Below are 26,227 nucleotides of genomic sequence, written 5' to 3'. Positions count from 1 at the left end.
GGAATGTTATGAGTGTTCAGGAGGGAAAATCGGAAAGAACAGCGTACAAACGGAGCTGTTATAGCTGTACAAAGTGACCGTTGCTGACTTCGCGGTAATGACGCACCGGCGGCTGATAAGTGGCTGAGCGCAGCGGGCTGGCAAGCTCTTCCGGTACCACGGGACGTGTGCGGTGAACATCCGGGTCGGGCACCGGCACGGCGGCCAGCAGTTTGCGGGTATAGGCGTGTTGCGGGTTTTCGAAGATATCGGCACGCGAACCGATTTCGACGATTTCGCCCAGATACATCACCGCCACACGGTGACTGATGCGCTCGACCACCGCCATATCGTGCGAAATAAACAGATACGCCAGCCCGAGTTCCTGTTGCAGATCGAGCATCAGATTAATCACCTGCGCTTTGACTGACACATCCAGCGCCGACACGGCTTCATCAGCGATGATCATTTTCGGCTCCAGCGCCAGTGCGCGGGCAATACAGATACGCTGCCGCTGACCGCCGGAAAACTGGTGCGGAAAGCGCGTCGCCATATTGCTTTGCAAGCCGACCTGTTCCAGCAGTTGCGCCACGCGAATGCTGGCGCTGGCGGCATCATGCAAGCCGAGGCTTATCATCGGTTCGGCAATCGCCTGACCAATGCGCATTCTCGGGTTCAGGCTTTCATACGGATCCTGAAAAATCATCTGCGCCTGGGTGCGGATATCCGCCAGCCGTGCACTGTCAGCCCGGCGGATATCCTGCCCGCGGATCAGCACATCACCGGAAGTCGCTTCCGTGAGACGTAAAATCGTGCGTCCGGTGGTGGATTTCCCGCAGCCGGATTCCCCCACCAGTGACAGCGTTTCGCCCGGTTGCAGGCTGAATGACAGATCCTCCACCGCATGCACCCGGGCAGAAACACGGCGCAGCAGACCGGATCTCACATCAAAACGCGTCACCAGATTTTTAACCTCCAGCACCGGCTGACCGGTGCGCAGCGTATCGACAGACTCCGCCACCGGCAGCACTTCGCCGGTTTGGCTGTCGGTCAGCGGGAAGCGTTTCGGCAGCGCCACGCCGTTCATCGCACCCAGTCGCGGCACCGCCGACAGCAGCGCGCGCGTATAAGGATGTGTGGGATGATGGAAGATTTCCCGCGTGGTTGCCTGTTCCACGGCTTCGCCACGGTGCATCACCAGCGTGCGATCCGCCACTTCCGCCACCACGCCCATATCATGGGTGATGAACAGCACGGACATGCCCTCTTCTTCCTGCAAGGATTTGATCAGCGCCAGAATTTGCGCCTGAATGGTGACATCCAGTGCCGTTGTCGGTTCATCCGCTATCAGCAAACGCGGATTACAGGCCAGCGCGATAGCAATCACCACGCGCTGACGCATGCCGCCGGAAAAACTCAGCGGATATTCATTGAGTCGTGCGGTGGCCGCCGGAATACGTACTTTCTCCAGCAACCGGACGGCTTCGGCGCGCGCGGTTTTATCGTCCATGCCGCGATGGCGTTTGAGCACTTCGGTGATTTGCACGCCGATTTTCAGCACCGGATTCAGGCTGGTCATCGGCTCCTGAAAAATCATGCCGATGCGGTTGCCGCGAATGCCTTGCATCTGCGAACGGTTGAGACTCAGTAAATCCTGACCGTCAAACCGGATGTTGCCGGAATAACGGGTCTGCTTTTCATCCAGCAAACGCATGACGGACATCGCCGTCACACTTTTACCCGAACCGGATTCGCCCACCAGCGCCAGCGTTTCTTTCGGGCCAATCGAGAACGAAAGGTCCCGCACCACATTCAGCCATTCGCCGCCCACGGAAAACGCGGTATTCAGTTTATCGACCTGTAAAACCGGGGGTTGCATCATCAATCTTTATTCCGCGGGTTGAGGATATCGCGCAGGGCGTCACCCACTAAGTTGATGGCGACGATCAGTACCAGCAGCGTGACGCCGGGGAAGAAGCTTATCCAGTAATCGCCGGACATCAGGTAATCAAAACCGTTGGCAATCAGCAGGCCGAGCGAAGGCTCGGTCACCGGCAAACCGATGCCAAGAAACGACAGCGTGGCTTCGAGCATAATGGCGTAAGCAATACGCATGGTCGCCACCACAATCAGCGGCGGCAGGCAGTTGGGCAGAATATGACGGAACAGAATGCGCGGGTTCGACAGCGCCATGCTGCGCGCAGCGTCCACGTAACTGCGGCGACGTTCCAGCAGCGCCGAGCCGCGAATGGTGCGTGCGTAATACGCCCATTGCGTGACCACCAGCGCCAGTATGATTTTATCGACACCCTGCCCGAGTGCCGCCAGCAAAATCAGCGCAATCAGGATCGGCGGGAAGCTGAGCTGGATATCGACAATACGCATGATCAGCGCGTCCGTTTTGCCACCAACGTAAGCGCTGATCAGCCCCAGTGCTGCGCCAATGGTCAGCGCAATCATCGCGCTGGAGACACCCACCAGCAGACTGGTTCGCGTGCCGTACAAAATCGCGCTCAGCAAATCGCGCCCCTGATCGTCAGTGCCCAGCCAGTAAATCATGCCACTCATACTGGTGGTGCCCGGTTTCAGGCGGCCATCCATGATGTCGAGCTGCGATAAATCGTACGGATTTTGTGGCGAGATCCACGGCGCCAGCACCGCCAGCACAATGGCGATACCTAAAATGATCAGACCGCATAAGGAGAATTTGTTGCGCAGCAGCGCACGCACGGTGTGGTAAAACGCGGAATGCGGTTTGCCCTGAACAGCGCTGCGCGAATGTACGGAATCAGACGCCATCAGTTTTCGCCCCCCAGCCGGACGCGCGGATCCACCAGCACATACAGCACATCCACCAGCAGATTAATCAGGCTGAACATCACCACGGTGATCATCAGATACGCCAGGATCACCGGCCGGTCGAGTACGGCGATAGAATCGATGATCAGCTTGCCCATCCCCGGCCAGGCGTAAATGGTTTCAGTGACTACTGCGAAAGCAATCAGCGAACCCAGCTCAAGGCCGATGACGGTAATCAGCGGGATCAGGGTGTTTTTCAATACGTGAACCAGCACGATGCGGCTTTCCGATAAACCCTTGGCGCGGGCGAAACGGATGAAGTCCTGTTGCAGGCATTCGAGCACACCCGCGCGGGTCAGACGGATAATCAGCGAGATTTTAAACAGCGCCAGATTCAGGGCGGGCAGGATCAGATGCGCGAGACCGTCGGCGGTAAACAGACTGACGGGGACGCCGAAAATGTCTACCGTGGCACCGCGCCCGGAGGCCGGAAGCACGCCGAGTTTGACGCTGAACAGCATGATCATCATCAGGCCAATCCAGAACGTCGGCAGGCTGAAGCCTAAAATTGAGACGGTCATGATCGACTTCGATAACCAGCCGTCAGGGCGCAGACCGGCGTATACGCCGAGCGGAATGCCGGTCACCAGCGCCAGCACAAACGCCACCAGCGCCAGTTCAAGCGTGGCGGGCATACGCTGGAAAATCAGGTGCAGCGCGGGCTGATTGTAGATGAAGGAGTTACCCATATCGCCATGCAGGGCATTGACCACGAACAGGCCATACTGCTCCCACACCGGTTTATCGAGGCCAAAAGACTGGATCACACTCAGGCGTTCAGCAGGCGTCGCGGTCGTGCTGAGCAGCAGGTCAACCGGATTGCCGACCAGATACACGCCGCCGAAAACCAGCAATGACATCACCAGCAGCGTCAGCAACGTTTGCCCGAAACGCCCGAGCAGGTAACGGCTCATGCGTTTGCGTCGCCATCGCGGCTGCCGTATCGCGAGAAAACACGGCGCAGCAGACTGAAAAAACCGTATTCATCCACTTTCTGCATGACCGTGGCGTTAGGCGGCGTCGACAGTTTGTTCCAGAAATCCGCGTAGGTATATCCGGCGGTAGTACCGGAAACCGCTACGCCCACGCGCGCGGGCTGGCCTTCAAACAGGCCTGGCTGCAACAACCACGCGACGGTGGTGGCGTCATGCACCGGCCCGCCTTCGCGGCCAAACCGGTTGAGATCACTGCGGTCAAACGCATTAAGTAAAGCAGAAGTAGATTCGCCCGGCAGTCCGCCGTCCTGTTTTAATGCTTCAATATCATCTGCGCTGATCAGCGCCTGAAAAGTCATATCAAGCGGCATGATGATCAATGGCACGCCGCTGTTAAACACTTTTTCAGCGGCATGCGGATCGGCATAGACGTTAAATTCGGCCCACGGCACGCGATGGCCGAGGGCGGTAAAGGCGCAGCTCATGGTGACGATCTGTTTAATGCCACGCGCGACGTCCGGGTGCATTCCCAGCGCCAGCGCAATATTGGTCATCGGACCGATGACGCACAAGGTGATCGGTGAGTTCTCTCCGGCGGCCTGTCGTAATGTCCGCACCAGAAAATCCACCGCGTGTCCGGCCTGCGGTTGCAGTTCCGTGTCTGGCACCAGTTCATTTTTGAACGCGCCAATGTGTGCGTATTTGCCATAAACCTGTTCACGCACCAGCGGACCGGGTGCGCCGGCATAAACGGGCGTAGCGGTCCTGCCAGACAACGCGACAATTTTGCAGGCATTGCGCACGGTGTCTTGCAGCGCCACGTTGCCAGCGACAACGGTCACACCAAGCACATCCAGTTCCGGCGAGGCCAGCGCCAGCCACAACGCGATGGCGTCATCCACGCCAGGATCGGTATCGATAATGATGCGCTGGCTCATAATTTTATTTCCCGGCATAACGTGAAAGCAGTTCGTAAAACAGCGCGAAGACTTTGTCGGCCTCTGCGTGCGTGACGATATCAACGTTGGGTGTCAGCCCCGACTTGCCATACCAGTCAGCGACGGTTTGCCCCATACACAACTCGCTGTCGTGTTCGACAAACACCCGCGCTTTTTCGGTGCTGAACAGTTCCGGCGCCAGCAGGTAAGCAATCACCAGCGGGTCGTGTAGCGGCCCGCCGCGTGAACCGTAGCGGCGCACGTCGTTGCGATCCCAGAACGCCATTAATTCGCCCAACTGAACGGAGATCCGCCCGGAGACTTTGATAAATTTCGCCACATGTTCCGGCGTCAGAATCACCTGATGCGTGGCATCGAGCGGTAAAACCGTGATGTTCAGATCCGAGGAAAACACAATATGCGCGGCATGGGGATCGGCGAGCATATTGAATTCAGAGGTCATGGTGCGGTTACCGGCTTCGCGATACGCACCGCCCATCAGCACCACGCGACCAATACCCTCAGTGATCCCAGGTTTCATGCGCAGCGCCGTTGCCAGATTGGTCAGTGGCCCGAGCACGCACAGCGTCAGTGGCTGATTATGTTCAATCGCCTGCTCACAGCGGCTGATCAGAAAGTTAACGGCATGAACGGCGTCAGCCTGTTTCTGTGGCGCGGGAAAGGTGGTATTACCCAGACCGTTTTCGCCGTGAAACTGGCCGTGGATCGGCGCGCGCAGCAGCGGCTGATGACAACCGGCAAACACCGGGATATCAAGCCGGTAACCCAGCTCGGTAATTTGCAGCGCATTACGTGTGGTATTCGCCAGCGGCTGATTGCCACACACGGTGCAAATGCCGAGAATGTTCAGTTGCGGCGCGACGAACGCGCTGAGCAGTGCAATGGCGTCGTCAATGCCCGGATCGCAGTCAATGATCACCGGCAGGGTTTTCACAGCGCCCCCACGGAACGTAAAACGTCAGCGATTTCCTGACGCGCGGCCTGATTTAATGGCACCTGCGGCGGCAACGGATCGCCGACCTCAAAACCCTGCAATTGCAGCGCGGCTTTAATACAACCGGCGATAGAATATTTGGCGAAGATTTCATTGATGCGCCACAGCGGACGCTGCAACTCCATCGCCTTTTTCCAGTCGCCCTGCTTCGCGGCCTCATACAGCGCCAGACTTTGCTTCGGCACAATACAGGCCGGACCGGCCATCCAGCCCACGCCGCCAATCAGCATCACGCAGGCAGGAATGTGTGCCGATGCGGCAAATACCTGCATCCGCCCCTGCGTGCGTTCGATAATCGACAACAACCGGCCGGTATTGGTCGAGGCATCTTTAATATAGTTGATATTTTCCACGTGACTGAGCCGCTCGATGACAGGCAGGCTGAGATCAGAACGCTGGAACTGCGGATTGGTATACAGCACAACCGGCAGCTTTCCGGCTGCGGTCGCGATGGCACGAAAATAATCCTCGACGCCCTGTTCGGGCACCGGGAAATAGGCCTCGAGGATCGCCAGAATACCGTCGACACCCAGCGCGACGTAGCGAGCGGTTTGCGCTACGGCGTCCTGAATGGTGGTGGCTGCGACACCGGCAATAACCGGAACGCGGCCTCGAGCGGCTTCAACGACAATTTTCACTATCTCCGTGCGTTGTTCTGCATTGAGATAAGCGAATTCACCTGTACTGCCGAGCGGCGTCAGACCATGCACCCCGCTGTTTATCAGGTGTTCGACCAGCGCTGTTAACACTGGTTTGTCTATCTGGCCGCCATCAGTGACCGGCGAAACCAGATAGGGATACACACCGCTAAAAGAAGTCATAGCTTCTCTCTCTTTTAGTAAACTACTACCTTAGTACAGCCCTGGTGTTGGTGCTGTATTCCCGCCTGGGTTTGGTATGCACTTTGCGTTTACTTACTGTTTCTTATGGACAAAGTACGGCAACGTATAGCCATCTGAGCGACCAACGTAGGTATAAGGTGTTTTCATCGCCCAGGTGTATGAAAGGAACAGCAACGGAATGGTGCCTTCGTCTTTCATCGCAATCTCTGTGGCGTGTTGCAGTAACTTTTCACGCTGGCCATCGTCGAGAGTTTCCCGCGCCTGCAGCAGTGTTTTATCAAATTCAGGGTTCGAGTAACGCCCGCGATTGCCTTGTCCGCCGTTCGGACCGAAGGTTTCGAGTAATGGTCCCAGCACACCGGAGGCTTCACCGGTTTCAATCGCCGCACCGCCCATAATCAGGCTGAAATCGCGTTTGGATGCACGGGAGAAATACACGCTGCCCGGCATGGTCACGACGTCAGTTTTAATGCCAACGCGGCTGAACATCTGGCCGAGCGCCTGCGCAATTTTAGAATCGTTCGGATAACGGTCATTCGACGCATGGAACGTCAGCGTAAAACCATCCGGATAACCGGCCTGCGCCAGCAATTGTTTCGCTTTCACCGGATCGTAAACCGGTGCGGCAATCGACGGCGTATAGCCGAAGTAACCTTTCGGCACCAGTTGCGACGCCGGAACGCCCTGCCCGTCCATAATGCGATCCACAATCGCCTGACGGTTTATCGCCAGCGACATCGCCTCACGCACTTCGCGTTTTTTCAGCGGATTGCTGCCATCCGACCCTTTGGCGAATGGCGACACATCGCGATCCTGATCCGGATGTAAATACAAAATACGGTTACCGGCGACAGATTCCAGATGCAGGCTGGCTTGTTTGCCCAGATCCCGCCCGTCTGCCGTCGGCACGCTTTCAATCATATCAACGTCGCCTGAACGCATTGCCGCCACGCGGGCACTCGGGTTTTTGAACACGCGCAAGGTGACGTTATCCCACTGCGGTTTTCCGCCCCAGTACTGATCGTTACGCGCCAGCACGACGTTATCGTCCGGTGTCCAGCTGACAAATTTGAACGGGCCGGTACCGATGACATCTTTCCCTTCATTAAGGGTTTGCGATCCGACCGTCTCAAGCCGGGCCGGTAAAATAGCAACACGGCTTAAGTTGTTAAGTAATAATGGTGTTGGCGCTTTGGTGACAATTCTCACCGTTAAAGGATTCACTTCGGTGACGTCAGCGATATCGTTGACGTACGGCGTATAGGCGCTCGGGCTGTTTTTTGAGGCCAGCGCCACGCGTTTCACGCTGGCAATCACATCTTTGGCAGTGAAATCGCTGCCATCGTGGAATTTCACACCGGGACGCAGGGCAAATTCCCAGGTGGTGTCGTTGATGACTTTCCATGACACTGCAAGCGCTGGCGTTATGTGTTGTTTTTCGTCCTGATTCACCAGGCCGTCGAATATGTTGCGTGCCATCGCACTGTTGGCACCGCCGACGTAAAACTGCGGATCCATAGACGTGGTAGATGCGGCAAGGCCGATATTAAGATCAGCAGCCTGTACGGTCTGTAAAGCAAAAAGCGTGGCCAGTGCTGAGGAAAGCACTCCTGCCAAAACGGACTTTCTCATTCATTTAACCCTTAATTATTTTAGATTTTCAGGCAATGTGTATCAGATCGTAAACTGGAGTCTAGGGGGTGGACTTCTGAATTGAAAATTGTATTTTGTGTTACATCCATAAACAAATGTTATGGATCTTGAGGATGCATATGAAAATTAATCCCAGACAGGTAGAAGCTTTTCACAAGGTGATCCTTACCGGTGGCATGACCGCCGCCGCCAATATGATGAACATTACGCAGCCTGCGGTCAGCCGCCTGATCCGCGATTTCGAATATGCGGTTGATCTGAAGCTGTTTGACCGCGACGGACGCGGGTTGATCCCGCGCGACGATGCCATCAAGTTGTATCGTGAAGTCGAGCGTTTGTATCTCGGACTTGAACATATTTCACGTATCGCCGACGAAATACGTCATTCAAAAGGCAGCGTTTTGCGCATTGGCACGGTTGCGGCGCTTTCCGCGCTGTGCGTCGAACACATTTTGCCGCCGCTGATTGAGAGTATTGACGATATCTCGCTGTTTCTGGATATCGAAAGCACGACGCACATCACCGATGTGGTGACCAGCAATCAGTACGACGTCGGGTTCATTTTCGGTAAGCCGGATGTGAAAGGGCTGGAAGCGGAAATGCTGGCGCGGGCCAATGCCGTTGCCGTGATGTCACCACGTCACCCGCTGGCCAAACAGAATGTCGTCACCGCGATGGATCTGACGCGTTACCGCCCTATTATACCCGGGCGCAAAACGCCGCTGCGTGAACAGCTCGATCAGGTGATGAGCCGCCTCGACTTATATATGAATAACCCGATTGAAACGTCGCTGAACAATTGTTGTGTGATGGCGGGGAATAATCTGGGTATCGGTGTGGTGGATTTCATCACGGCTCGCAGCCACAAAAGCGATATCGTGCTTAAGCCGTTTACGCCAGATATCAGCATCGCCTATCTCGCCGTTTTCCCGCCGCAGATCCCGAAAAGCCGTCTGGTGGAACATATCACCAAAGAAATGAAGGCATTAATTGAAGGCTATTTGTAAAACACCCCGTCAGGTTCGCCAAAATCGTACCAGTGAGTCCAACGTGTTCCCCTTCTCCCCTTTATGGTGAGAAGTCTGCGGACGGCTGGTACGTTTAATTAGATGAAAAACGTATATCAAACACTTCAGTTATCAAAATAACGAATAAAACACTTTATTTTATTCTTTAAAATCAATGAATAAAATTTACCTGCATAAATAATAATCTAATCTATAATAATTTACCTAATTTCAAACTCTTCGTTACACATTCACAACCTCGATGAGAAGTATTACTCTTTGCGCGAAATTGTTCTATTTGGTTCATTTAATAACGGGTGGTCATTAAGTGGTACCAGCTTTTCATCAACAGTTCTCTACAACCTATTTTCTACAAACCAATGCAGTGAGATAAATCATGCCAACAACAAATAACAAGTGGACGTGGCTCCTCTGGTTACTGAGTGCGCTGATGGTCGTCATCGGCCTGACACTCGGTATCGGTGGTGCGTACCTGGCCACATTAGGAGGAAGCGTTTACTTCCTGCTGATGGGTCTGGCGCTCATCGTTTCCGCCGTTTTGATTTTTAAAGGTAAGCCGTCAGGCGCATGGCTGTATGCCGTGGCCTTTGTGCTTTCTATTATCTGGGCTGTCTGGGACGCGGGCTTCACGTTCTGGCCGCTGTTCTCCCGCCTGTTCACTTTCGGCGTGCTGGCTTTCCTGGTGGCACTGGCCTATCCGTTGCTTCAGGCACGCGCGGGCCTGGTGGTGCGTAAAGGGCCAGGCTTCTCGCTGGCGGCTGTTCTGGCCGTTGCGCTGATTGCCGCATTCGGTAATACCTTCGTGCCGACGCCAATCATCAGCGCCGACAGCGATCAGGTGCCGGTGAAACCGGTAGATAAAGGTGCAGAGCAGAAGAACTGGGAAAACTGGGGTAACACTACCGCTGGCGACCGTTTTGCTGCACTGGATCAGATCAACAAAACCAACGTGGATAAACTTCAGGTTGCGTGGATTGCCCATACCGGTGATATCCCGCAGAGCAACGGCTCCGGCGCTGAAGACCAGAACACGCCGCTGCAAATCGGTGACAAGCTGTTTGTGTGTACCGCTTACAGCAAAGTGATCGCCCTGAATGTGGATGACGGTAAAAAGCTGTGGTCTTACGATTCCAACTCCACCGCACCTAACTGGCAGCGTTGCCGTGGTCTGGGCTATTACGAGAACAGCGCCGCGCCACAGGCACCCGCAGCACAACCTGCCGCCGTACCTGCTGCTGAGCCGGCAAGCCCGAACGCAGCCTCAGAAGCTGCCGCGCCAGCCACTAACGCTCCGCAAACGCCTGCTGCGACCGGCGGTACCCTCAGCGGCACCTGCGAACGTCGTCTGTTCCTGCCAACCATTGATGCCCGTCTGATCGCCATCAACGCCGACACCGGCAAGCCTTGCGCTGATTTCGGTGACAACGGCGTGGTGGATCTGAAAGTCGGCATGGGCGAAGTGAAACCTGGCTACTACCAGCAAACCTCTACCCCGCTGGTCGCGGGTAACGTGGTTGTCGTTGGCGGCCGCGTAGCGGATAACTTCTCTACCGGCGAACCTCCGGGCGTAGTGCGTGCATTCGACGTGCACACCGGCGCACTGGTGTGGGCATGGGATCCGGGTAATCCGAACATCACCAAACTGCCACCGGAAGGTCAGACTTATACCCGTGGTACGCCAAACGTCTGGTCGGCCATGTCCTACGATCCAAAACTGGGTCTGATTTACATGCCTACCGGTAACGCGACGCCAGACTTCTTCGGCGGCACGCGTACCGAGCTGGATGACAAATACAGTTCTTCTGTTGTTGCGGTAGATGTGGCCACCGGTAAAGTCCGCTGGACCTTCCAGACCACCCATCACGATCTGTGGGACTTCGACCTGCCGTCTCAGCCGCTGCTGTATGACCTGCCGGACGGGAAAGGTGGCAGCACGCCGGTTCTGGTGCAGACCTCCAAACAAGGCATGATCTTCATGCTGAACCGCGAAACCGGCCAGCCGGTCGCCAAAGTGGAAAACCGCGAAGTACCGCAGGGTAATGTCCCTGGCGAACGCTACTCCAAAACGCAGCCTTTCTCTGTCGGTATGCCAAACATCGGCAACCAGACGCTGAAAGAGTCTGATATGTGGGGCGCGACACCAATGGATCAGCTGCTGTGCCGCATCGAGTTTAAAGGCATGCGTCACCAGGGCGTATACACGCCTCCGGGTCTGGATCGTTCCCTGCAATTCCCGGGTTCTCTGGGCGGCATGAACTGGGGCAGCGTCTCGGTTGACCCGAACAACGCCATCATGTTCGTGAATGATATGCGTCTGGGTCTGGCGAACTACATGGTTCCGCGTGCCCAGGTTCCGACCGGCGCGAGCGGCATCGAGATGGGGTTGGTACCGATGGACGGCACACCTTATGGCGCAGTCCGCGAGCGTTTCCTGTCTCCGCTGGGCATTCCTTGCCAGAAACCACCGTTCGGTACCATGTCTGCAGTGAACCTGAAAACCGGCAAAATCGTCTGGCAGGTGCCGGTCGGTACGGTGAAAGACACCGGTCCGCTGGGCATCAAAATGCGCATGCCAATGGAAGTCGGTATGCCAACGCTGGGCGCGAGCCTGTCAACGCAATCCGGCCTGCTGTTCTTCGCCGGTACGCAGGATTTCTATCTGCGCGCGTTCGATACCGCAAACGGTAAAGAAATCTGGAAATCCCGTCTGCCGGTCGGCAGCCAGTCCGGCCCGATGACCTACGTTTCACCGAAAACCGGTAAACAGTACATCATCATCAGCGCCGGTGGCGCACGTCAGTCCGCAGAACGCGGCGACTACGTGATCGCCTACGCACTGCCTGATCAGAAGTAAGATTTAGCAGTCAATGACAAAGCCCGCCGGTGCAGACCGGCGGGCTTTTTTTTATTGAAGAGATTAAGGCAAACGTGCAGCCTGATGGCGCAGGCCTGCAAAAATTGCATCACTGATTTTTGCCGGAAAATTAGCAGGTATTATTGCTTCAACATCTGCAATCACCTGCTCAGTTTTTTCCTTCATTTCCGTCATCATCGCAGAGACGTTTTCTTTCGAGTACTCGACCCGTTGCGCCGTCGTCACAAAATGGCGGGGAAGAATTCTGTCCCAATGAAAATGCCGGTTTTTCCCTAATACAGCCATCGCCATTTTGGCTTTCTTCGCCGGAATTCCTTGCAGATGCATCAGAGGAAATGCTGACATCACGTCATAAAACGGTGTCATGCGGTATGCGCTGCCCGGCTCGATATAAACACTGAAATTCTTAGCATGACCGTCAATGGCGGCCAGCATCCAGAAGAGGATCTGGCTTTTAAAGAACATATCCCTGTCCGCCCCCGCCCGTTGAGAACCCAGTAAAAGCTTCATTGCGCGTGCAATTCCGGGGCCGCCATCAGATTCATACTTCAATGCGGGAGCAACACCCAGCGCCTGACAAAAATCTTCCTGAGGTAAACGCATCAGCCAGGATCCATCCTGCGACCAGCGGCGGTCAAAACGCTCAACGACCAACACCTTCTGAGCGCCAAAACTGGCAATCTCAGACCGTGCAACAGGAAATCCAAATTTTTCGGCTATCTTCAGACACAACCATTCATTCTCCACGCTCTCGCTGAGATCAATGCCATTGTTAGCGATATAACCAATAGGAAGTTTAAGGATATGGCTGGTAGGCGTACTTCCCTGCGGGCGATGCCACTGGTCGCGATACCAGAGCAAAGCCGTTTTTTCCTGTGCACCGGCCAGAGAAATTCGAAAGTCTTCAATGTCAGCTTCCATGCCCAAAGGTGCATCCTTATATCCCTGCAGAAGCTGCTCAATATCCTTTTCGCCAAGCGGTTGGGCATGAATTTCCGTGACAGGTGCAACCTGATCACCTTCAGGATAGAGCTGGATCGCACCGACACAGTCACCACCGATCCGCGAAAGCAAATCGAAAGGCTGCTTCGTCGGGATGTGGAAACGTGCCTGAATACGGCTGCGTATCTGTTCGTTATCGGGTAGAAGATTGTCAAAAAAGTTGTATACCACTGCGCCACGGAATTTATCTGCCTGAAGAGGTAATGATAATGAAATGGCGCGGGCTCCGGGGCGATCGAGCCAGCTTTGATGGTAAACAAATGACATTTCACCACTGCCGCCTTTTTCCAGGGTACCGACAGCAATGCCATTTAATGCGAGCGTTAACTTATCCATGTATTACCACTCCTGATCCCAGGTACACTTTTCCTGCGGATTGCTATCCCTTGGCGTGATCTGTAGCTCTAAATCCAGCGCCGCCAATAATTTGAACAGTGTTTCCAGACGGGTACCGTCCGGATAATTTTCGAACTCAGAAACCGTAGACTGCTTCAGGCCAATGGTTTCAGCCGTTTTACTTTGGCTGAGTTTGCGCTTTTTTCGCTCATTACGCAGCGCATTGGCGAGCATTTTTGCAGATGTAATGTTCATATTATCCTCCCTGGCGGATAATCTCAGTGTATCCCTTGTAAGGGATAAATCAACTTTTATCCCTTAAAGCAAATAAAATTAAAATATCCCTTTTAGGGGATAATACAGCCTGAAAGCTGTAAAAGATAAATACAGTTTATACGCTGTAATTTGCCCGCTACCGCCTCCTCATGCTCAAATACCTGTTCCACGCACGGATGAAACCTCATGAAAAAAAGCGAATTTATCGCTCAGGATTTACTGAGCAAGATTTATCAGAACAGCGGATCGCTGCCGGAGAAGTTACCACCGGAGCGCCAGTTAGCGGAAGAATACGGGGTTTCGCGCTTTACCGTGCGCAAGGCGCTGGAAAAACTGGTGAGCATCGGGGCGGTGCGCATTGTGCAGGGCTCGGGAATTTACATTAATCCCGGCGTGAGCAGTAATCCGCTGGTGTACAACTCGATCACCGAAAAGAAATTCGCCGAGATCAGCTTTAAAATGCTGGAGCTGCACAAGCGGCGGCCGGATAAAGAAGAGCAGCAGGTTTTCGATCTGAGTGTGGATGATTTTATCTGGGCATTCACCCGTTTGCGGCGTATCAGCCAGCGCAACGTACAGATTGAATACTCCCGTATGCCTGCCCGTGAATTTGGTGATCTGAATCAGAAGACCATCGAACATTCCATTCAGCAATATGTTCTGAGCAAGGGCTATGCGATTTCACATTCCCTCACCCGCTATCAGGCGGTGACAGTCAATAAAGAACAGGCGCACATCCTGGGATGTAAAAAAGGCATTGCCGCCATGCACATTACCAACAGAGGCATTTTGCAGGGCGGCAAAGTTTATGCGTTCAGCGACATTATCGACATCGATTATTCCTGTACCTACGTCATCCCGTTTAATCAGGACAATCTGGCTTTCCGCCAGAAGTAACACCCTGTTGTCAGGGCGTGTGGATCACGCCGTCCGGCAGGCGGCTTTGCGTCCATTCATGCGGACGGTACACCACCGGAAATTCAGCCGCAGCCTGGCTGTTAAAGCCCACACCAATGCCCGCTTCTTCTCCCGGATAGAAATACCCGTTCTCCGGTGCCCGTGCGCCCGGAAAGACCTGCTGCGTGTTAGCCGGATACGCGACAAATTCCTGAATTGCCGCATTATGCAGATGAATATTCAGATGCGTATTCACGGCTGCACCAATCGGCGTCATATCAGGCGGACAATGCCACGCCAGTCGCACGCCAAAGCTCTGACAGAAATGCGCCAGTTTTAATGCCGGTGTGATACCGCCGATTTGCGAAACATGGCAGCGGATAAAGTCTATGCGGCGGTTAATAACCAGATCTTTCCATTCCGCCGGATTATTAAATAATTCACCGGTCGCCAGCGGCACCGCAGTCTGGCTGCGGATTTGCGCCAGCCATTCGTTCTGGTCCGGCGGCAGAATATCTTCGATAAAGTAAGGCCGGTACTGCTCGACGGCTTTGGCGAACTGCACCGCCTGCTGCGGGAACAACCGTTCGTGAACGTCGTGCAGAATGTGGAACTGATTGCCGTATTTTTCACGCAGCGCTTTGAACATCGCCAGCGTGTTGTCGATGTACTGATCCTGATCGTAATACGCACCCGCCGTCGGTTGGCGGGTGCTGTGGAAATCACGCGCATTACCGCCGTAAAAACCTAGCTGGCAGCGGATATGGCGGTAACCTTCAGCCAGCAAGCGATCCACTTCACCGTACAATTCTTCCAGCGTTTCACCGGCCGCATGGCTGTACGCCGTGACGGCATCTTTCGATTTACCGCCAAACAGATGATACAGCGGCATATCTGCCAGCTTGCCTTTGATATCCCACAGCGCCATATCAATGCCCGCAATGGCGTTATTGATCACAGGTCCGTTACGCCAGTAAGCGTTCACCATCATCATCTGCCACAAATCTTCGATGTGATTGGCATCGCGGCCGATCAAAAGCGGTTTGAGATATTCATCCACCATCAGTTTGACCGCCAGCGGGCGCTGCTGGAATGTCGCGCAGCCCAGACCGAAAATACCACGATCAGTTTCAATTCTGACCACCACTAAATTATGACGATCAGGGCGCGTTATCTGACATTCGATATGAGTAATCAGCACAGGCTGCATGATAAATCCTTAATAAAGACCGTAATTCCTTTTCACAAAAAGGCGGCGGGAATATTCGTATTGGGGTTATTTCAACGTATTTTTATCCTGCTTGTAAACCTAAAATTCAGGCTTTTATTTTGGTTTGAAAGCATGGCTGAATATCACCAAAAAACAGACCAATTTAACCATGACGTGCCAAACCTGCACCGATCAGTGAAGTTATGTGACGGGGATCCTGTTTTATTGGTTTGTTTTTAAAAATATCCCTCATTACACTCCTCTTCACTCAAATAAAGAATAATTCATTTTTTCGTCGCGGGGTTTAGGGTGAATACAGAAATAGTGCTCTCGGTAATTAAACTGGTGGGCGGTGCGGGAAATATTAATAAAGTCTGGCACTGCATGACCCGCCTGCGTTTTGATTTACGCGACGAAAATAAAGTGGCCTGGGATGAGATTAAAAATCTGCCCGGCGTGCTCGGCGCGCAAAGCCAGAGTGATCAGGTGCAAATCATCATCGGACCAAAGGTGAATATCTGGTACGAGGCTATCGTGTCGCAACTGGATCCGGTGAGCGGCAACGCCGAAACACCAACAGGAAATGTTTCCACAAAAGGAAGAAAAAGCCTGGTATCGATGTTCATGGATACTGTCTCCGGCGTGTTCGGCCCGATCGTTCCGGCCATTGCGGGCGCGGGGATGATTAAAGGTTTACTGGCCGGACTGATTGCCCTGAAAGTCATATCGGCCAAAAGCGAAACCGTGATGATCATCGATTTGATCGCCAGCGGCGTATTTTACTTCCTGCCGTTTTTCCTCGCGGTTTCTGCGGCGAAGATCTTCAAAACCAATGAATATCTGGCCGCTGCCGTAGCCGCCTGCCTGATGTACCCGACATTGATGGACGCGGCGAAAGCACTCGCCAGCCACACGGCCGGGGCACCGACCGCGTTGTATTTTATGGATGTGCTGCCGGTGTCTGTTTTCAACTATTCGGCAAGCGTCATTCCGGTGATTTTCTCGGTGCTGGCGCTGAGTTACATCCATCGCTGGGTCGATAGAATCATGCCGGATGTGCTGAAAACCGTCTTTACGCCGACGCTGACCTTGTTTATCGCGGCGCTGGTGTCACTGACGCTGATTGGTCCGGCGGGGATTTATCTCGGTAAGTTGCTGGCGTTTGGCATCCAGGGATTGTTCGATGTATCGGCGGTGTTTGCGGGCTTTATTGTCGGCGCGATCCGCCCGGTGGCGATCCTCACCGGCATGCATCACGCCATGACGCCAATTGCGTTGCAGAACTTTACCGATCAGGGCTGGGACATGCTGATGCCGATGATGTTTATGGCCAACATGGCGATTGCCGGATCCACCTTTGCGATTTATTTCCACGTTAAAACCCGTGAACAAAAATCCGTGGTGCTCTCTGCGGCGATTTCCGGCTTGCTGGGGATCACCGAACCGGCATTATTCGGCGTGCTGACGCGCTACAAAAAAGCCTTTATCGCCACCACCATCAGCAGTTCCGTGGCGTCGGCATTTATCGCGTTCTTCGGAGTGCGTTTGTACGGCTATATTCTGTCGAGCATTTTCAGCCTGCCCGCCTACATCGGTCCCTATTTTATTTACATTCTGATGGGCGTAGTGCTGTCACTGGGGCTGTCGTTTACGCTGACCTACCTGATGGTCGTCAAAAACAAAGGCACCGAACAATCGGTGCCTTTGGTGAATCAAACGCGCTGAGATTTATCAGGCCGCTGTCTTTGAATGCGTAAGCTCAGACAACGGTGCATTCTGAATAAGATTGGTCAGACGCCCGATATTTTCGATTTCCACTTCAATCTTGTCATTCTCATGCAGGAACAACGGCGGTACGCGGGTTTTACCCACACCGCCCGGTGAACCGGTCATGATCACATCGCCCGGTGAAAGCTGGGTGAAGGTGCTGATATAGGCAATCATCTGCGGAATGGTGTGCACCATATTGGCTGTGGTGTCGTCCTGCACCAGCCGGTCATTCAGCCAGGTTTTGATACTCAGATTTTGCGGGTCGCCGACTTCATCCGGCGTCACCATCCACGGGCCAAATGCGCCTGTCGATGGCCAGTTTTTACCTGCGGTATACCATTTATGCTGCCAGTCGCGTACTGAGCCATCCATGTAGCAGCTGTAACCGGCGACAAAATCGAGTGCGTTTTCTGCTGAAATATTGCGGCCCGTGCGGCCGATAATAATCGCCAGTTCGCCTTCATAATCAAACTGCTCAGAAGAAGCCGGTTTAATGATGGTGCCGTTGTGACCGACCTGCGAATCCGCGAAGCGGACAAACAATGTCGGCGCGTCGCTGGTTTCATTAAATTCTTTGCGTTTTTCCGCGTAGTTCATGCCCACGCCGAAAATTTTGCCCGGCCTGTCGATAACCGGCAGGAAACTGATGTCATTCAGTTGAAGATCCGCAGGGGACTCAGCATAGCGTTGCAGTTCTGCAAGTGAATGGCGTGCCATGAATTCGTTAATATCGCGGCATCCTGAGTGACTGCCGACGTCGACAATCCCCTCTTTTTGGTAGATACCGAAGCTTTTGGTGTGGTCTTTATTGATGGTGAAATTAACAATTTTCATAGATGCACTTAGATTCTTATTTTACTTAAAACAGGTAAATTCGCTGGCGTTCGTGTTGCGAAAACGGCGTGCCGGTCACAACGTTGGCGTGATTATTGACCCTGCCTCTCATGCCTTCTACTATATTTTATTATCAAATTGATGAATTTCAGGAATCAATGTTAAATAACAGAGACTTAGAGTATTTCGTGACGGCTGCGCAGATAATGAATTTGAGACTTGCGTCACAAAATTTAAATATAACTCAACCTGCGCTTTCGAAATCCATCACCCGTTTAGAGAAAGAACTGAACATCAAACTGTTCAAACGGGCAGGTCGCGGGCTGGAACTGACCGAGGCGGGACGGGTGCTTTATCAGCGTGGTTTAGCGCTGCAAAGTTCCTATCTTGAGCTTGGGGAAATCATGAATGAACTGAGCAGCGGCGCGGGCGGTATCGTTCGCGTGGGTGTCTCAGGTTCTGCGACACAATTCTTACTGCCTGAAATCTGCAAAATGCTGCAATCGCAGGTGCCGAATATGAAACTGGAAATCCAGATCGGCATGAACGACGTGCTTTTTACGTTGCTGGAACGTCATGCGATCGATGTGATCATCGGTCCGCTGGTCAACTACGACAGTCCGGTGGTGCAGTTGCCGGTAACCGCCGACCGGGTGATCGTCGCCGCGTCACGCGATCACCCGCTGGCCGGTAAACCCGCCAGCCTGCGTGAACTCAGCCGTTATGGCTGGATTTTACCGGCGAAAACCGTGTCGATGCGCCAGTGGCTGGATAAAATGTTCTATGAAAATCATTGCTCACCGCCAGACGTGAAAGTGGAAATCAGCTCACTGGCGTCGGTGCCGGGGCTGATTGCGAAAAGCGGATTGCTGAGCTTTTTGTCGGAGAATATTCTGGTCGAAGAAGAATTCCTTTCGCGGCTGATCCGTATCGATAACGACCAGTTAGTGATGGAACGCCGGGTCGGGATCACCTGGCTGGAAGGTGCGTTTCTTTCACCGGCCACACAGAAAGTGATCGACGTGACCAAAAGCGTTGGGCAAAAAATGCAGATGGAAGCCCGCCGGATCATGGAAGACTGAAATCCGGCGGGCTTGTTTTTACACCAGATGGCAGGCCACGTGATGACCGCTTTCTACCTCACGCAGTAACGGAATTTCTTTATGACAACGGTCGGTTGCACACGGGCAGCGGGTATGGAAACGACAACCGGCAGGCGGTTTTGACGGATCCGGAATTTCACCACTGACCATCGCCACCGGCTCACTGTCCGGATCCAGCGTCGGCACCGCCGCCAGCAGCGCCTGCGTATACGGATGCAGGGGCTGACAGAACAACGCATCACGGCTGGCCGTTTCCACTAACTGGCCGAGATACATCACCGCCACGTCATCACACAGATGTTCCACCACGCCGAGATCGTGCGAGATAAACAGAAACGTCACGCCGTGATCGTCACGTAAATCCGCGAACAAATTAATGATCTGTGCCTGAATCGACACGTCCAGCGCCGAAATGGGTTCATCGGCAATAATGAAATCGGGTTGCAGGATCAGTGCGCGGGCGATGCCGATACGCTGGCGCTGACCGCCGGAAAACTCATGCGGGAAACGGTTGTAATGCAGCGGCGACAGCCCGCAGATCTTCATCACCTCCACCACTTTCCCGTGCAGTTGCGCCCGCGTACACAGCTTGTGTTCCAGCATCGCTTCACCGATAGCATCACCAATGCGGATGCGCGGGTTCAGCGAACTGTAAGGATCCTGAAAGACCAGCTGGATTTTCGGACGTAACGCTTTCAGTTGCTTAGGTTTCAGTCCGTGCAGGTCTTCGCCACGAAATTTTACGCTGCCCGCCGTTTTGTCATACAGCCCCAGCAACGTGCGTCCGACGGTGGTTTTACCGCTGCCGGATTCACCGACCAGCCCAAAAATCGTGCCCTTGCGGATGTTAAAACTGACGCCATCCACGGCCCGCAACTGCCCGGTTTCCTGTCCGAATACGCCGTCACGGATCGGGAAATACTTTTTCAGGCCATCCACTTCAATCAGATATTCAGCACTCATGGCTGTAACCCCCAGTTTTCCTTCTCACTGACCGCGTTCAGTCCGCTATAAAAACATGCGGCCTGCCGGAACTGACCTTCCAGCGGCGGAATGCCCTGGCGACATCTTTCCGTGGCGCGGGAACAGCGTTCGGTGAATGCGCAGTAAGGCGGCAGCGCGGCCAGATCCGGTACCTGACCGGGAATGGAATACAAGCGGCGGCGGCGTTCGCCCGGTGTCGGCCTCGAGGCAATAAGTCCCTGGGTATACGGATGTAGCGGATTGCGCAGCACATCGGCGGTCGCCCCCTGCTCGACAATTTTACCGGCGTACATCACGACCACGTGGTCGGCCATCTGCGCGATCACGCCCAAATCATGAGTGATCAGCATCAGTGCCATATGATTTTGCTGCGCCTGTTCACGTAATAAACGCAGGATCTGCGCCTGTACGGTGACGTCCAGTGCAGTGGTGGGCTCGTCAGCAATCAGCAACTGCGGCTTACAGCTCAGCGCCATCGCAATCATGATGCGCTGTAACATACCGCCCGAAAGCTGATGCGGATAACTGGTCATCAGGCTTTCCGCACGCGCCAGCCCGACGTTGGTGATCATCTCCGTCGCATGTGCCCACGCCAGTTTCGGCGATTCACCGCGGTGGCGGATCAGCGGCTCGACAAGTTGCTCACCGAGGGTCAGCACCGGATTCAGCGCGGTCATGGGTTCCTGAAAAATCATCGCCAGCTGGTTACCGCGCAAATCCGCCATTTGTGACGGCCGCAGTTTAAGCAGGTCACGCCCCTGAAACAGAATTTCACCGCCATCAATACGTGCGGCCTGTGGCGGTAACAGCCCCATCAGCGACATCGCCGTGACACTTTTCCCGCAGCCGGATTCCCCGACAATACCGACAGTTTGACCTGCCTGAACGTCAAAGGTGACATCCTGTACCGCGCGCACACGGCCCTGATCGCTGGAGAACGACAGCGAAAGCTGATTAAAACGGATCAACGGTTGTGTCATTTTTTGCTCCGTTTCAGTTTTGGATCGAGCGCGTCACGCAGGCCATCACCCAGCACGTTAATCGCAATCACCGTAATAAAAATCGCCACGCCAGGCGGCATCCACAACCACGGGCGACGCTGGAAGTCGATCAGACTGTTCGCCGCATCCATCATATTTCCCCAAGACGGCGTCGGCGGCACCACGCCTAATCCCAGATAGCTGAGTGCAGATTCGCTGAGAATGGCGTTCGCCACGGCCATCGTGGCCATCACCACCAGAATTGGCACCGTGTTTGGCAGTAAATGACCGAACAGCCGACGGCGTGAAGACAAGCCGAGCACCTGTGTCGCCAGCATGAAATCACGTTCACGCAGGGAGAGAATTTGCCCGCGCACCAGACGTGCCAGCTTCGGCCATTCCAGCAAACTGAGCATCACGATCACCATGTACACACGGGAATCCGGCGAAAAATCCAGTTCAGAAAGCATCGCGCCCATCACGATCAGCAGCGGCAGGCTCGGAATAGTCATCACCAGATCAGCAAAACGCATGATGATTTTATCAGTCACACCACCGAGATAGCCGGACACCGCGCCCATGAGATACCCGAGTGTCACAGACAGCAACATGGTCAGCATGCCGATAATCAGCGAGATGCGCCCCGCCAGCAGCAACCGCGTATAGACATCACGCCCGAGAAAATCGGTACCCAGCCAATGTTCTGCATTCGGCGCTTTGTTGATCATCAGCGCATCAGTGGCATCATCGCGCCAGGGAGAATAGTAAGGACCCGCTATGCACCAGACGGCCATAACCAGCAGCAGAACTAAGCAAAACATTGCCAGCCGGTTTTGGCGCAACGCCCGCCAGGCCTGTCGCCAGGGTGACGGTGTCACCTGAGCCAGCACCGGAATTTGCGCTTCGCGCAGACGGCGGTTGGTTGAAAATAAAGAGCCAAACATTACGACCTCACACGGATACGCGGATCAGCCCACGCATACAACACGTCGGCAATCAGATTGCCAAGAATGGTCAAAACCGCCAGAAACAGCGTGAATCCCATCAGGACCGGGTAATCACGCGCTGCCAGTGAATCAATATGAATGTGCCCTGCACCCGGCCAGTTGAAAACTTTTTCGGTGATCAGCGCCCCGGAAAACAGCCCCGGCAACTCAAATCCGAGCAGCGTAATAATTGGCAGCAGCGCGTTTCTCAACGCGTGTTTGAGGATAACCGTGCGTTCACGAAGCCCTTTGGCACGCGCGGTACGGATGAAATCCATCCGCACGACGTCCAGCATACTGGCGCGAAAATAACGCGTCAGGCCGCCCGCCTGCAGCATCACCAGCGCAACGACCGGCAACACCAGATGCGCGGCCACCTGCATCACCCACGCCCAGCCGGTCGCGTCACTGCCGGTATTGGTCATGCCGCCCACAGGCAGCCAGTGAAGATCCACGGCAAACCATTTAATCAGCAGCAGGCAAAGGAAGAAGGTCGGGAAGGACATCGCGGCAAAAATCACAATGCTCACCACATGGTCGAACAGGGAATAAGGCTTCATCGCCGAGACAATGCCAACTGCCAGCGCGATCCCCCAGTACAACACCATCGCAATGGTCGCAAGCAGGAAGGAATTCCAGATGTACTGATTCAGCAACTGGCTGACCGGGATCTGATATTGCAACGAAAAACCCAGATCCCCCCGCAACAGATTCCCCAGCCAGTGCAGATAGCGGCTGAGCAGCGGTTGATCCAGGCCGTATAAGGCTTTCAGTTCAGCAGCGCGTTGTGCAGTCAGCGTAATATTACCATCGATAAAATCACCCGGCGTTTTGGCAAACAGCATGAAAATCAGCAGCGAAGCGAGGAACAACATCGGAATGGTTTGAAGTAAACGACGCAGAATGAAATTTCTCATGACTTTCTCATTGAAGCTGCCGGAAGAGCCCGGCAGCGGCGTTATTTCTGATTATTTGACAATTTTGACATCCGGCAGACTGCCGGTCAGGCCGTTGTAGATGTCCGGTTTAAAACCGGTCACGCGGGCGCTGCTGGCTGAAAGAATTTTGCGGTTACCGAGCAGGATCGCCGGCGGATCGTTTGCCAGCACTTTGTACAGCTCGTGGTAAATCGGCTTACGCTTTTCGATATCCAGTGTCGCGTTCCCTTCGTTGATCAGCTTATCGACTTCAGGGTTGTTGTAGCCGGATTCGGTAGCCTCGGTGCTGTAATAATCCCACACGCCATCGTGCGGATCGTTAAGCGTGCTGGTGCTGAACGAGGCCAGATCGTAATTACCCGCTTTACGCTGTGACATCAGGGCGTTGAAGTCCACAACCTGCGGTTTCAGCAATACGCCAATTTTCTGATAGTCTTCTTTTGCGATCGGGATCAGCGCATCGTTCAGCACTTTTTTGCTGACCAGCAGCGTCAGTTCGAGACGTTTACCGTCTTTCACACGAATACCATCACCGCCAACTTTCCACCCTGCTTCATCCAGCAATTTATTGGCCTGCGCCGGATCGAATTTATAGGGATTCACGCCATCAGTGTTGTACGCCCAGGAGATAGGCGCGATCGGCTCAATCGCCACAGAGCCGTAACCCTGATAAACCACGTCGATCAGTTTCTGGCGATCCAGCCCGTAGATCAGCGCCTGACGCACTTTCACATCCTGCAACGCAGGGCGGTGAACGTTAAATTCAATTTTGCTGTAATCGCTGGATCCGTACAGGTTGATGTTGGCAAAGCCGAGCATTTTCAGCTGCTCGATGTCATCCGGTCGGGAAGTGAAGGCATCGTAATCAGTATCGCCGGTCTGGAATAACTGGAAGTTAGTCGACGGATTGGTCACGCGATAGATAAAGCGCGGAGTCGGCGGTACGCCGCGATAATAATTGGTGTTGGCGTGGAAACGGATCTCCTGCCCCGGGATGTACTTATCGTACACATACGGGCCATTACCCAACGGTTTGCCATGCAGCGTGCGCAGGTAATCGAGATTTCCTCGCTGATAGCCTTTGCCGTAATACGCTTTCGACAGCACCGGCCCGCCGATTTTTTGCAACGTGGTGGCTCCCGGCTGAGTGGTGGTGACCTGCAACGTCAACGGGTCAATCACTTTCAGACCATTGATGCTGTCCGCCTTGCCCTGCTTATATTCATCACCACCGGCAATGTGTGCCAGCGTGATATCGGTATCACCATCGTATTTCGGGTCATACAACACCGTCAGCGTGAACGCGACGTCTTCTGCAGTCAGTGGTGAACCGTCACTGAATTTCAGGTCAGGACGTAGTTTGATGGTATAGGTTTTGCCATCCGGGCTGACGGTCCAGCTTTGCGCCAAGCCGGGAACCAGCTTGCCCTGGCTGTCCCAGTCAATCAGACGGGCGAAAATCACGTTAGTGACATTTTCATCCCAGCCGTTGACGAAGAAATACGGGTTAAAAATCCCCTGAGGTTCGGAGATCCCGGCGATCACTGTATCAGTGCGCAGTTTTGCAGCCGCAGGAATCTGGCTGACATCTGTTGCCGGTGTGATGCCTTCCTTTAATACATCATCAGCGAATGCAAAAGAAGACAGCATCACGGCGCTGGCCAGTAATGCGATTTTGAAAGAAGCAGTACGGTGCGCGCGTTGTGCGGCTGGCGCGAATGCAGAGCGTAATAACGTAGCCAAAAGACATCCTCATCATAAGTGTGCAAACGGTTTACAAAACATGACAAAGAGTAAGGATGCCGTTTACCCTTGTCTAACAACGAAAAAATATGGCTTATAGCTATTTTTTATTTCTTAATGCCAAAAAATAACTTCAAATAATCAAGTTAAATTCAATAAATTCATAATGTTATTTTTTGATTAATTAAGTTGATTTTTAGCTATACGCTTTATGATGGCGATGAAATGGCGGTAGAGCTAACGCCCTCCTTAATGCGGCGAACAATCACAGCCTGTAATCATTGATAAGGCACAATAGACAAGAAACCCGCCATTGGCGGGTTTCTTGTTTTAGTGCATCTGTAGAGATTGCTGCTGATGTTTGTCCGGATGCAACTGCACGGCGTGAACCGTCCCAGGCTCAACAATGATGTCCGCAATCGACTCATGAGTTTTAAACGTGCAACTGCAATTAATATTCTGACACTGATGATAACGCTCTTTGGTGTTGAGGCTCAGGTAACGGCTGGAACGGGCGTGAGCGGCGTGCTGGCATTTCGGGCAGTGCATCATAATAATCACCATGTAATCATTTTAATCAGATACAATCATTGTATGTCATTCGCTAAAACATACATCTGACATTACAGTGATTTACATATTCAGCTTATTCAGCACCGTCGCTTTCCGTCGCCTCATAACTCACATCCGACAGCAATACTTCCAGATTCAACATCGTCACAAATCTGCTGCTGTCCAGGTTGTGTGTCACCTTGCTGATTAGCCAGGGCTGCGCGTCGATCACGGATTTAAAACCCGACACCGCGCTGGAGTTTGTCCCCTTTTGCCTGGGCTGCACGCATGGCGGCCTTTTGCGTGGCGTAGGCGCAGAAAGCGGCGCTGGCGGAATAATTTTTTAAGGCGACGGAGAAGTCGCTTTAAAAATAGCTTAAAAATATGAAATAAAAGGATTTATTTCTAGTAGCGTCTGACCTGCTCCCCGTTGATTAATACACCACGATGTTAGTAATGTCTTCATAAGCCACATGAGGACATCCCCATGAA

Annotated in this window: 22 protein-coding genes and 1 pseudogene; 5 read left to right on the top strand and 18 right to left on the bottom strand. The window is 53.7% G+C overall.

Translation table 11 applies throughout. The annotated features are described in order from the left end of the window. Window positions 1-58: 58 nt before the first annotated feature. From DXU84_RS17215 to DXU84_RS17185, 7 genes are all read right to left on the bottom strand, one after another. Window positions 59-1,858, bottom strand: coding sequence for an ABC transporter ATP-binding protein (locus DXU84_RS17215; protein WP_041673456.1), 1,800 nt, complete (start codon window positions 1,856-1,858; stop codon window positions 59-61). A 2-nt stretch (window positions 1,859-1,860) separates the two neighbouring features. Then, complete coding sequence (locus DXU84_RS17210) at window positions 1,861-2,778, bottom strand: ABC transporter permease (RefSeq protein WP_013577972.1); 918 nt, start codon at window positions 2,776-2,778, stop codon at window positions 1,861-1,863. Next, the gene (locus DXU84_RS17205) at window positions 2,778-3,752 is read right to left on the bottom strand and encodes an ABC transporter permease (protein WP_014416605.1); all 975 of its coding nucleotides are present in this window, start codon (window positions 3,750-3,752) and stop codon (window positions 2,778-2,780) included. Before DXU84_RS17205 ends, DXU84_RS17210 begins: the two co-directional genes overlap by 1 nt. Continuing rightward, window positions 3,749-4,711 (bottom strand): nucleoside hydrolase, encoded by a 963-nt coding sequence (locus tag DXU84_RS17200; protein WP_112197107.1) that lies wholly within the window; start codon window positions 4,709-4,711, stop codon window positions 3,749-3,751. The genes DXU84_RS17205 and DXU84_RS17200 overlap by 4 nt, the downstream gene beginning before the upstream one ends. A 4-nt stretch (window positions 4,712-4,715) precedes the next feature. After that, a complete protein-coding gene (locus DXU84_RS17195) occupies window positions 4,716-5,666 on the bottom strand; it encodes a nucleoside hydrolase (RefSeq protein WP_370461802.1) in 951 nt (316 codons plus the stop codon). Beyond that, the gene (locus DXU84_RS17190) at window positions 5,663-6,547 is read right to left on the bottom strand and encodes a dihydrodipicolinate synthase family protein (protein ID WP_119262376.1); all 885 of its coding nucleotides are present in this window, start codon (window positions 6,545-6,547) and stop codon (window positions 5,663-5,665) included. Before DXU84_RS17190 ends, DXU84_RS17195 begins: the two co-directional genes overlap by 4 nt. 93 nt (window positions 6,548-6,640) lie before the next feature. Then, window positions 6,641-8,200, bottom strand: coding sequence for an ABC transporter substrate-binding protein (locus tag DXU84_RS17185; RefSeq protein ID WP_153376319.1), 1,560 nt, complete (start codon window positions 8,198-8,200; stop codon window positions 6,641-6,643). 140 nt (window positions 8,201-8,340) lie between these two features. On the opposite strand from DXU84_RS17185, the gene DXU84_RS17180 reads away from it, so the two are divergent. Beyond that, window positions 8,341-9,228 (top strand): LysR family transcriptional regulator, encoded by an 888-nt coding sequence (locus DXU84_RS17180; protein ID WP_153376317.1) that lies wholly within the window; start codon window positions 8,341-8,343, stop codon window positions 9,226-9,228. A 397-nt stretch (window positions 9,229-9,625) separates the two neighbouring features. Next, window positions 9,626-12,103, top strand: coding sequence for a membrane-bound PQQ-dependent dehydrogenase, glucose/quinate/shikimate family (locus tag DXU84_RS17175; RefSeq protein WP_041673396.1), 2,478 nt, complete (start codon window positions 9,626-9,628; stop codon window positions 12,101-12,103). 63 nt (window positions 12,104-12,166) lie between these two features. Here the strand turns inward: DXU84_RS17175 and DXU84_RS17170 are convergent, their stop codons facing one another. Both DXU84_RS17170 and DXU84_RS17165 read right to left on the bottom strand, forming a co-directional pair. Then, on the bottom strand, window positions 12,167-13,462 hold the full coding sequence (locus tag DXU84_RS17170) for a type II toxin-antitoxin system HipA family toxin (protein ID WP_013577980.1): 1,296 nt from the start codon (window positions 13,460-13,462) through the stop codon (window positions 12,167-12,169). A 3-nt stretch (window positions 13,463-13,465) separates the two neighbouring features. Next, the gene (locus tag DXU84_RS17165) at window positions 13,466-13,717 is read right to left on the bottom strand and encodes a helix-turn-helix domain-containing protein (protein WP_013577981.1); all 252 of its coding nucleotides are present in this window, start codon (window positions 13,715-13,717) and stop codon (window positions 13,466-13,468) included. A gap of 207 nt (window positions 13,718-13,924) precedes the next feature. On the opposite strand from DXU84_RS17165, the gene DXU84_RS17160 reads away from it, so the two are divergent. Then, a complete protein-coding gene (locus DXU84_RS17160) occupies window positions 13,925-14,635 on the top strand; it encodes a GntR family transcriptional regulator (protein WP_037032703.1) in 711 nt (236 codons plus the stop codon). Between the two features lie 10 nt (window positions 14,636-14,645). Here DXU84_RS17160 and DXU84_RS17155 read toward each other — a convergent pair whose 3' ends face one another. Continuing rightward, entirely contained in the window at window positions 14,646-15,845 is a 1,200-nt protein-coding gene (locus tag DXU84_RS17155; protein WP_112197112.1) for an enolase C-terminal domain-like protein, read from the bottom strand. 309 nt (window positions 15,846-16,154) lie between these two features. On the opposite strand from DXU84_RS17155, the gene DXU84_RS17150 reads away from it, so the two are divergent. Beyond that, entirely contained in the window at window positions 16,155-17,570 is a 1,416-nt protein-coding gene (locus DXU84_RS17150) for a PTS transporter subunit EIIC (protein WP_370461800.1), read from the top strand. Between the two features lie 6 nt (window positions 17,571-17,576). Here DXU84_RS17150 and DXU84_RS17145 read toward each other — a convergent pair whose 3' ends face one another. Continuing rightward, a complete protein-coding gene (locus tag DXU84_RS17145; protein ID WP_153376315.1) occupies window positions 17,577-18,449 on the bottom strand; it encodes a fumarylacetoacetate hydrolase family protein in 873 nt (290 codons plus the stop codon). Between the two features lie 110 nt (window positions 18,450-18,559). Between DXU84_RS17145 and DXU84_RS17140 the strand changes: the two genes are divergently transcribed. Next, window positions 18,560-19,531, top strand: a complete 972-nt coding sequence (locus DXU84_RS17140; RefSeq protein ID WP_367398104.1) for a LysR family transcriptional regulator — start codon at window positions 18,560-18,562, stop codon at window positions 19,529-19,531. An 18-nt stretch (window positions 19,532-19,549) separates the two neighbouring features. Here the strand turns inward: DXU84_RS17140 and DXU84_RS17135 are convergent, their stop codons facing one another. From DXU84_RS17135 to DXU84_RS17105, 7 genes and pseudogenes are all read right to left on the bottom strand, one after another. Further along, window positions 19,550-20,515 carry an ABC transporter ATP-binding protein gene (locus DXU84_RS17135; protein ID WP_013577987.1) on the bottom strand — a complete coding sequence of 322 codons (966 nt, stop codon included), beginning with the start codon at window positions 20,513-20,515 and terminating at the stop codon, window positions 19,550-19,552. Continuing rightward, entirely contained in the window at window positions 20,512-21,516 is a 1,005-nt protein-coding gene (locus DXU84_RS17130; RefSeq protein ID WP_153376313.1) for an ABC transporter ATP-binding protein, read from the bottom strand. The genes DXU84_RS17135 and DXU84_RS17130 overlap by 4 nt, the downstream gene beginning before the upstream one ends. Then, window positions 21,513-22,460, bottom strand: coding sequence for an oligopeptide ABC transporter permease (gene opp4C / locus DXU84_RS17125; RefSeq protein ID WP_013577989.1), 948 nt, complete (start codon window positions 22,458-22,460; stop codon window positions 21,513-21,515). Before opp4C ends, DXU84_RS17130 begins: the two co-directional genes overlap by 4 nt. After that, entirely contained in the window at window positions 22,460-23,419 is a 960-nt protein-coding gene (locus tag DXU84_RS17120; RefSeq protein ID WP_153376311.1) for an ABC transporter permease, read from the bottom strand. Before DXU84_RS17120 ends, opp4C begins: the two co-directional genes overlap by 1 nt. Before the next feature lie 51 nt (window positions 23,420-23,470). After that, window positions 23,471-25,090, bottom strand: a complete 1,620-nt coding sequence (locus DXU84_RS17115; protein WP_223510035.1) for an ABC transporter substrate-binding protein — start codon at window positions 25,088-25,090, stop codon at window positions 23,471-23,473. Window positions 25,091-25,513: 423 nt separating this feature from the next. Beyond that, window positions 25,514-25,735 (bottom strand): DNA-binding transcriptional regulator, encoded by a 222-nt coding sequence (locus DXU84_RS17110; protein WP_014341711.1) that lies wholly within the window; start codon window positions 25,733-25,735, stop codon window positions 25,514-25,516. A 94-nt stretch (window positions 25,736-25,829) separates the two neighbouring features. Beyond that, window positions 25,830-26,046: pseudogene (locus tag DXU84_RS17105) on the bottom strand (phage late control D family protein); the annotation flags it as partial. Window positions 26,047-26,227 lie beyond the last annotated feature (181 nt).

It is taken from the genome of Rahnella sp. RcJ3 (genome assembly GCF_009498575.1).
Classification (GTDB): Bacteria; Pseudomonadota; Gammaproteobacteria; order Enterobacterales; family Enterobacteriaceae; genus Rahnella; species Rahnella aceris.
Note: the sequence above shows the minus strand (reverse complement) of the source record. Positions and strands in the feature narration are given on the sequence as shown.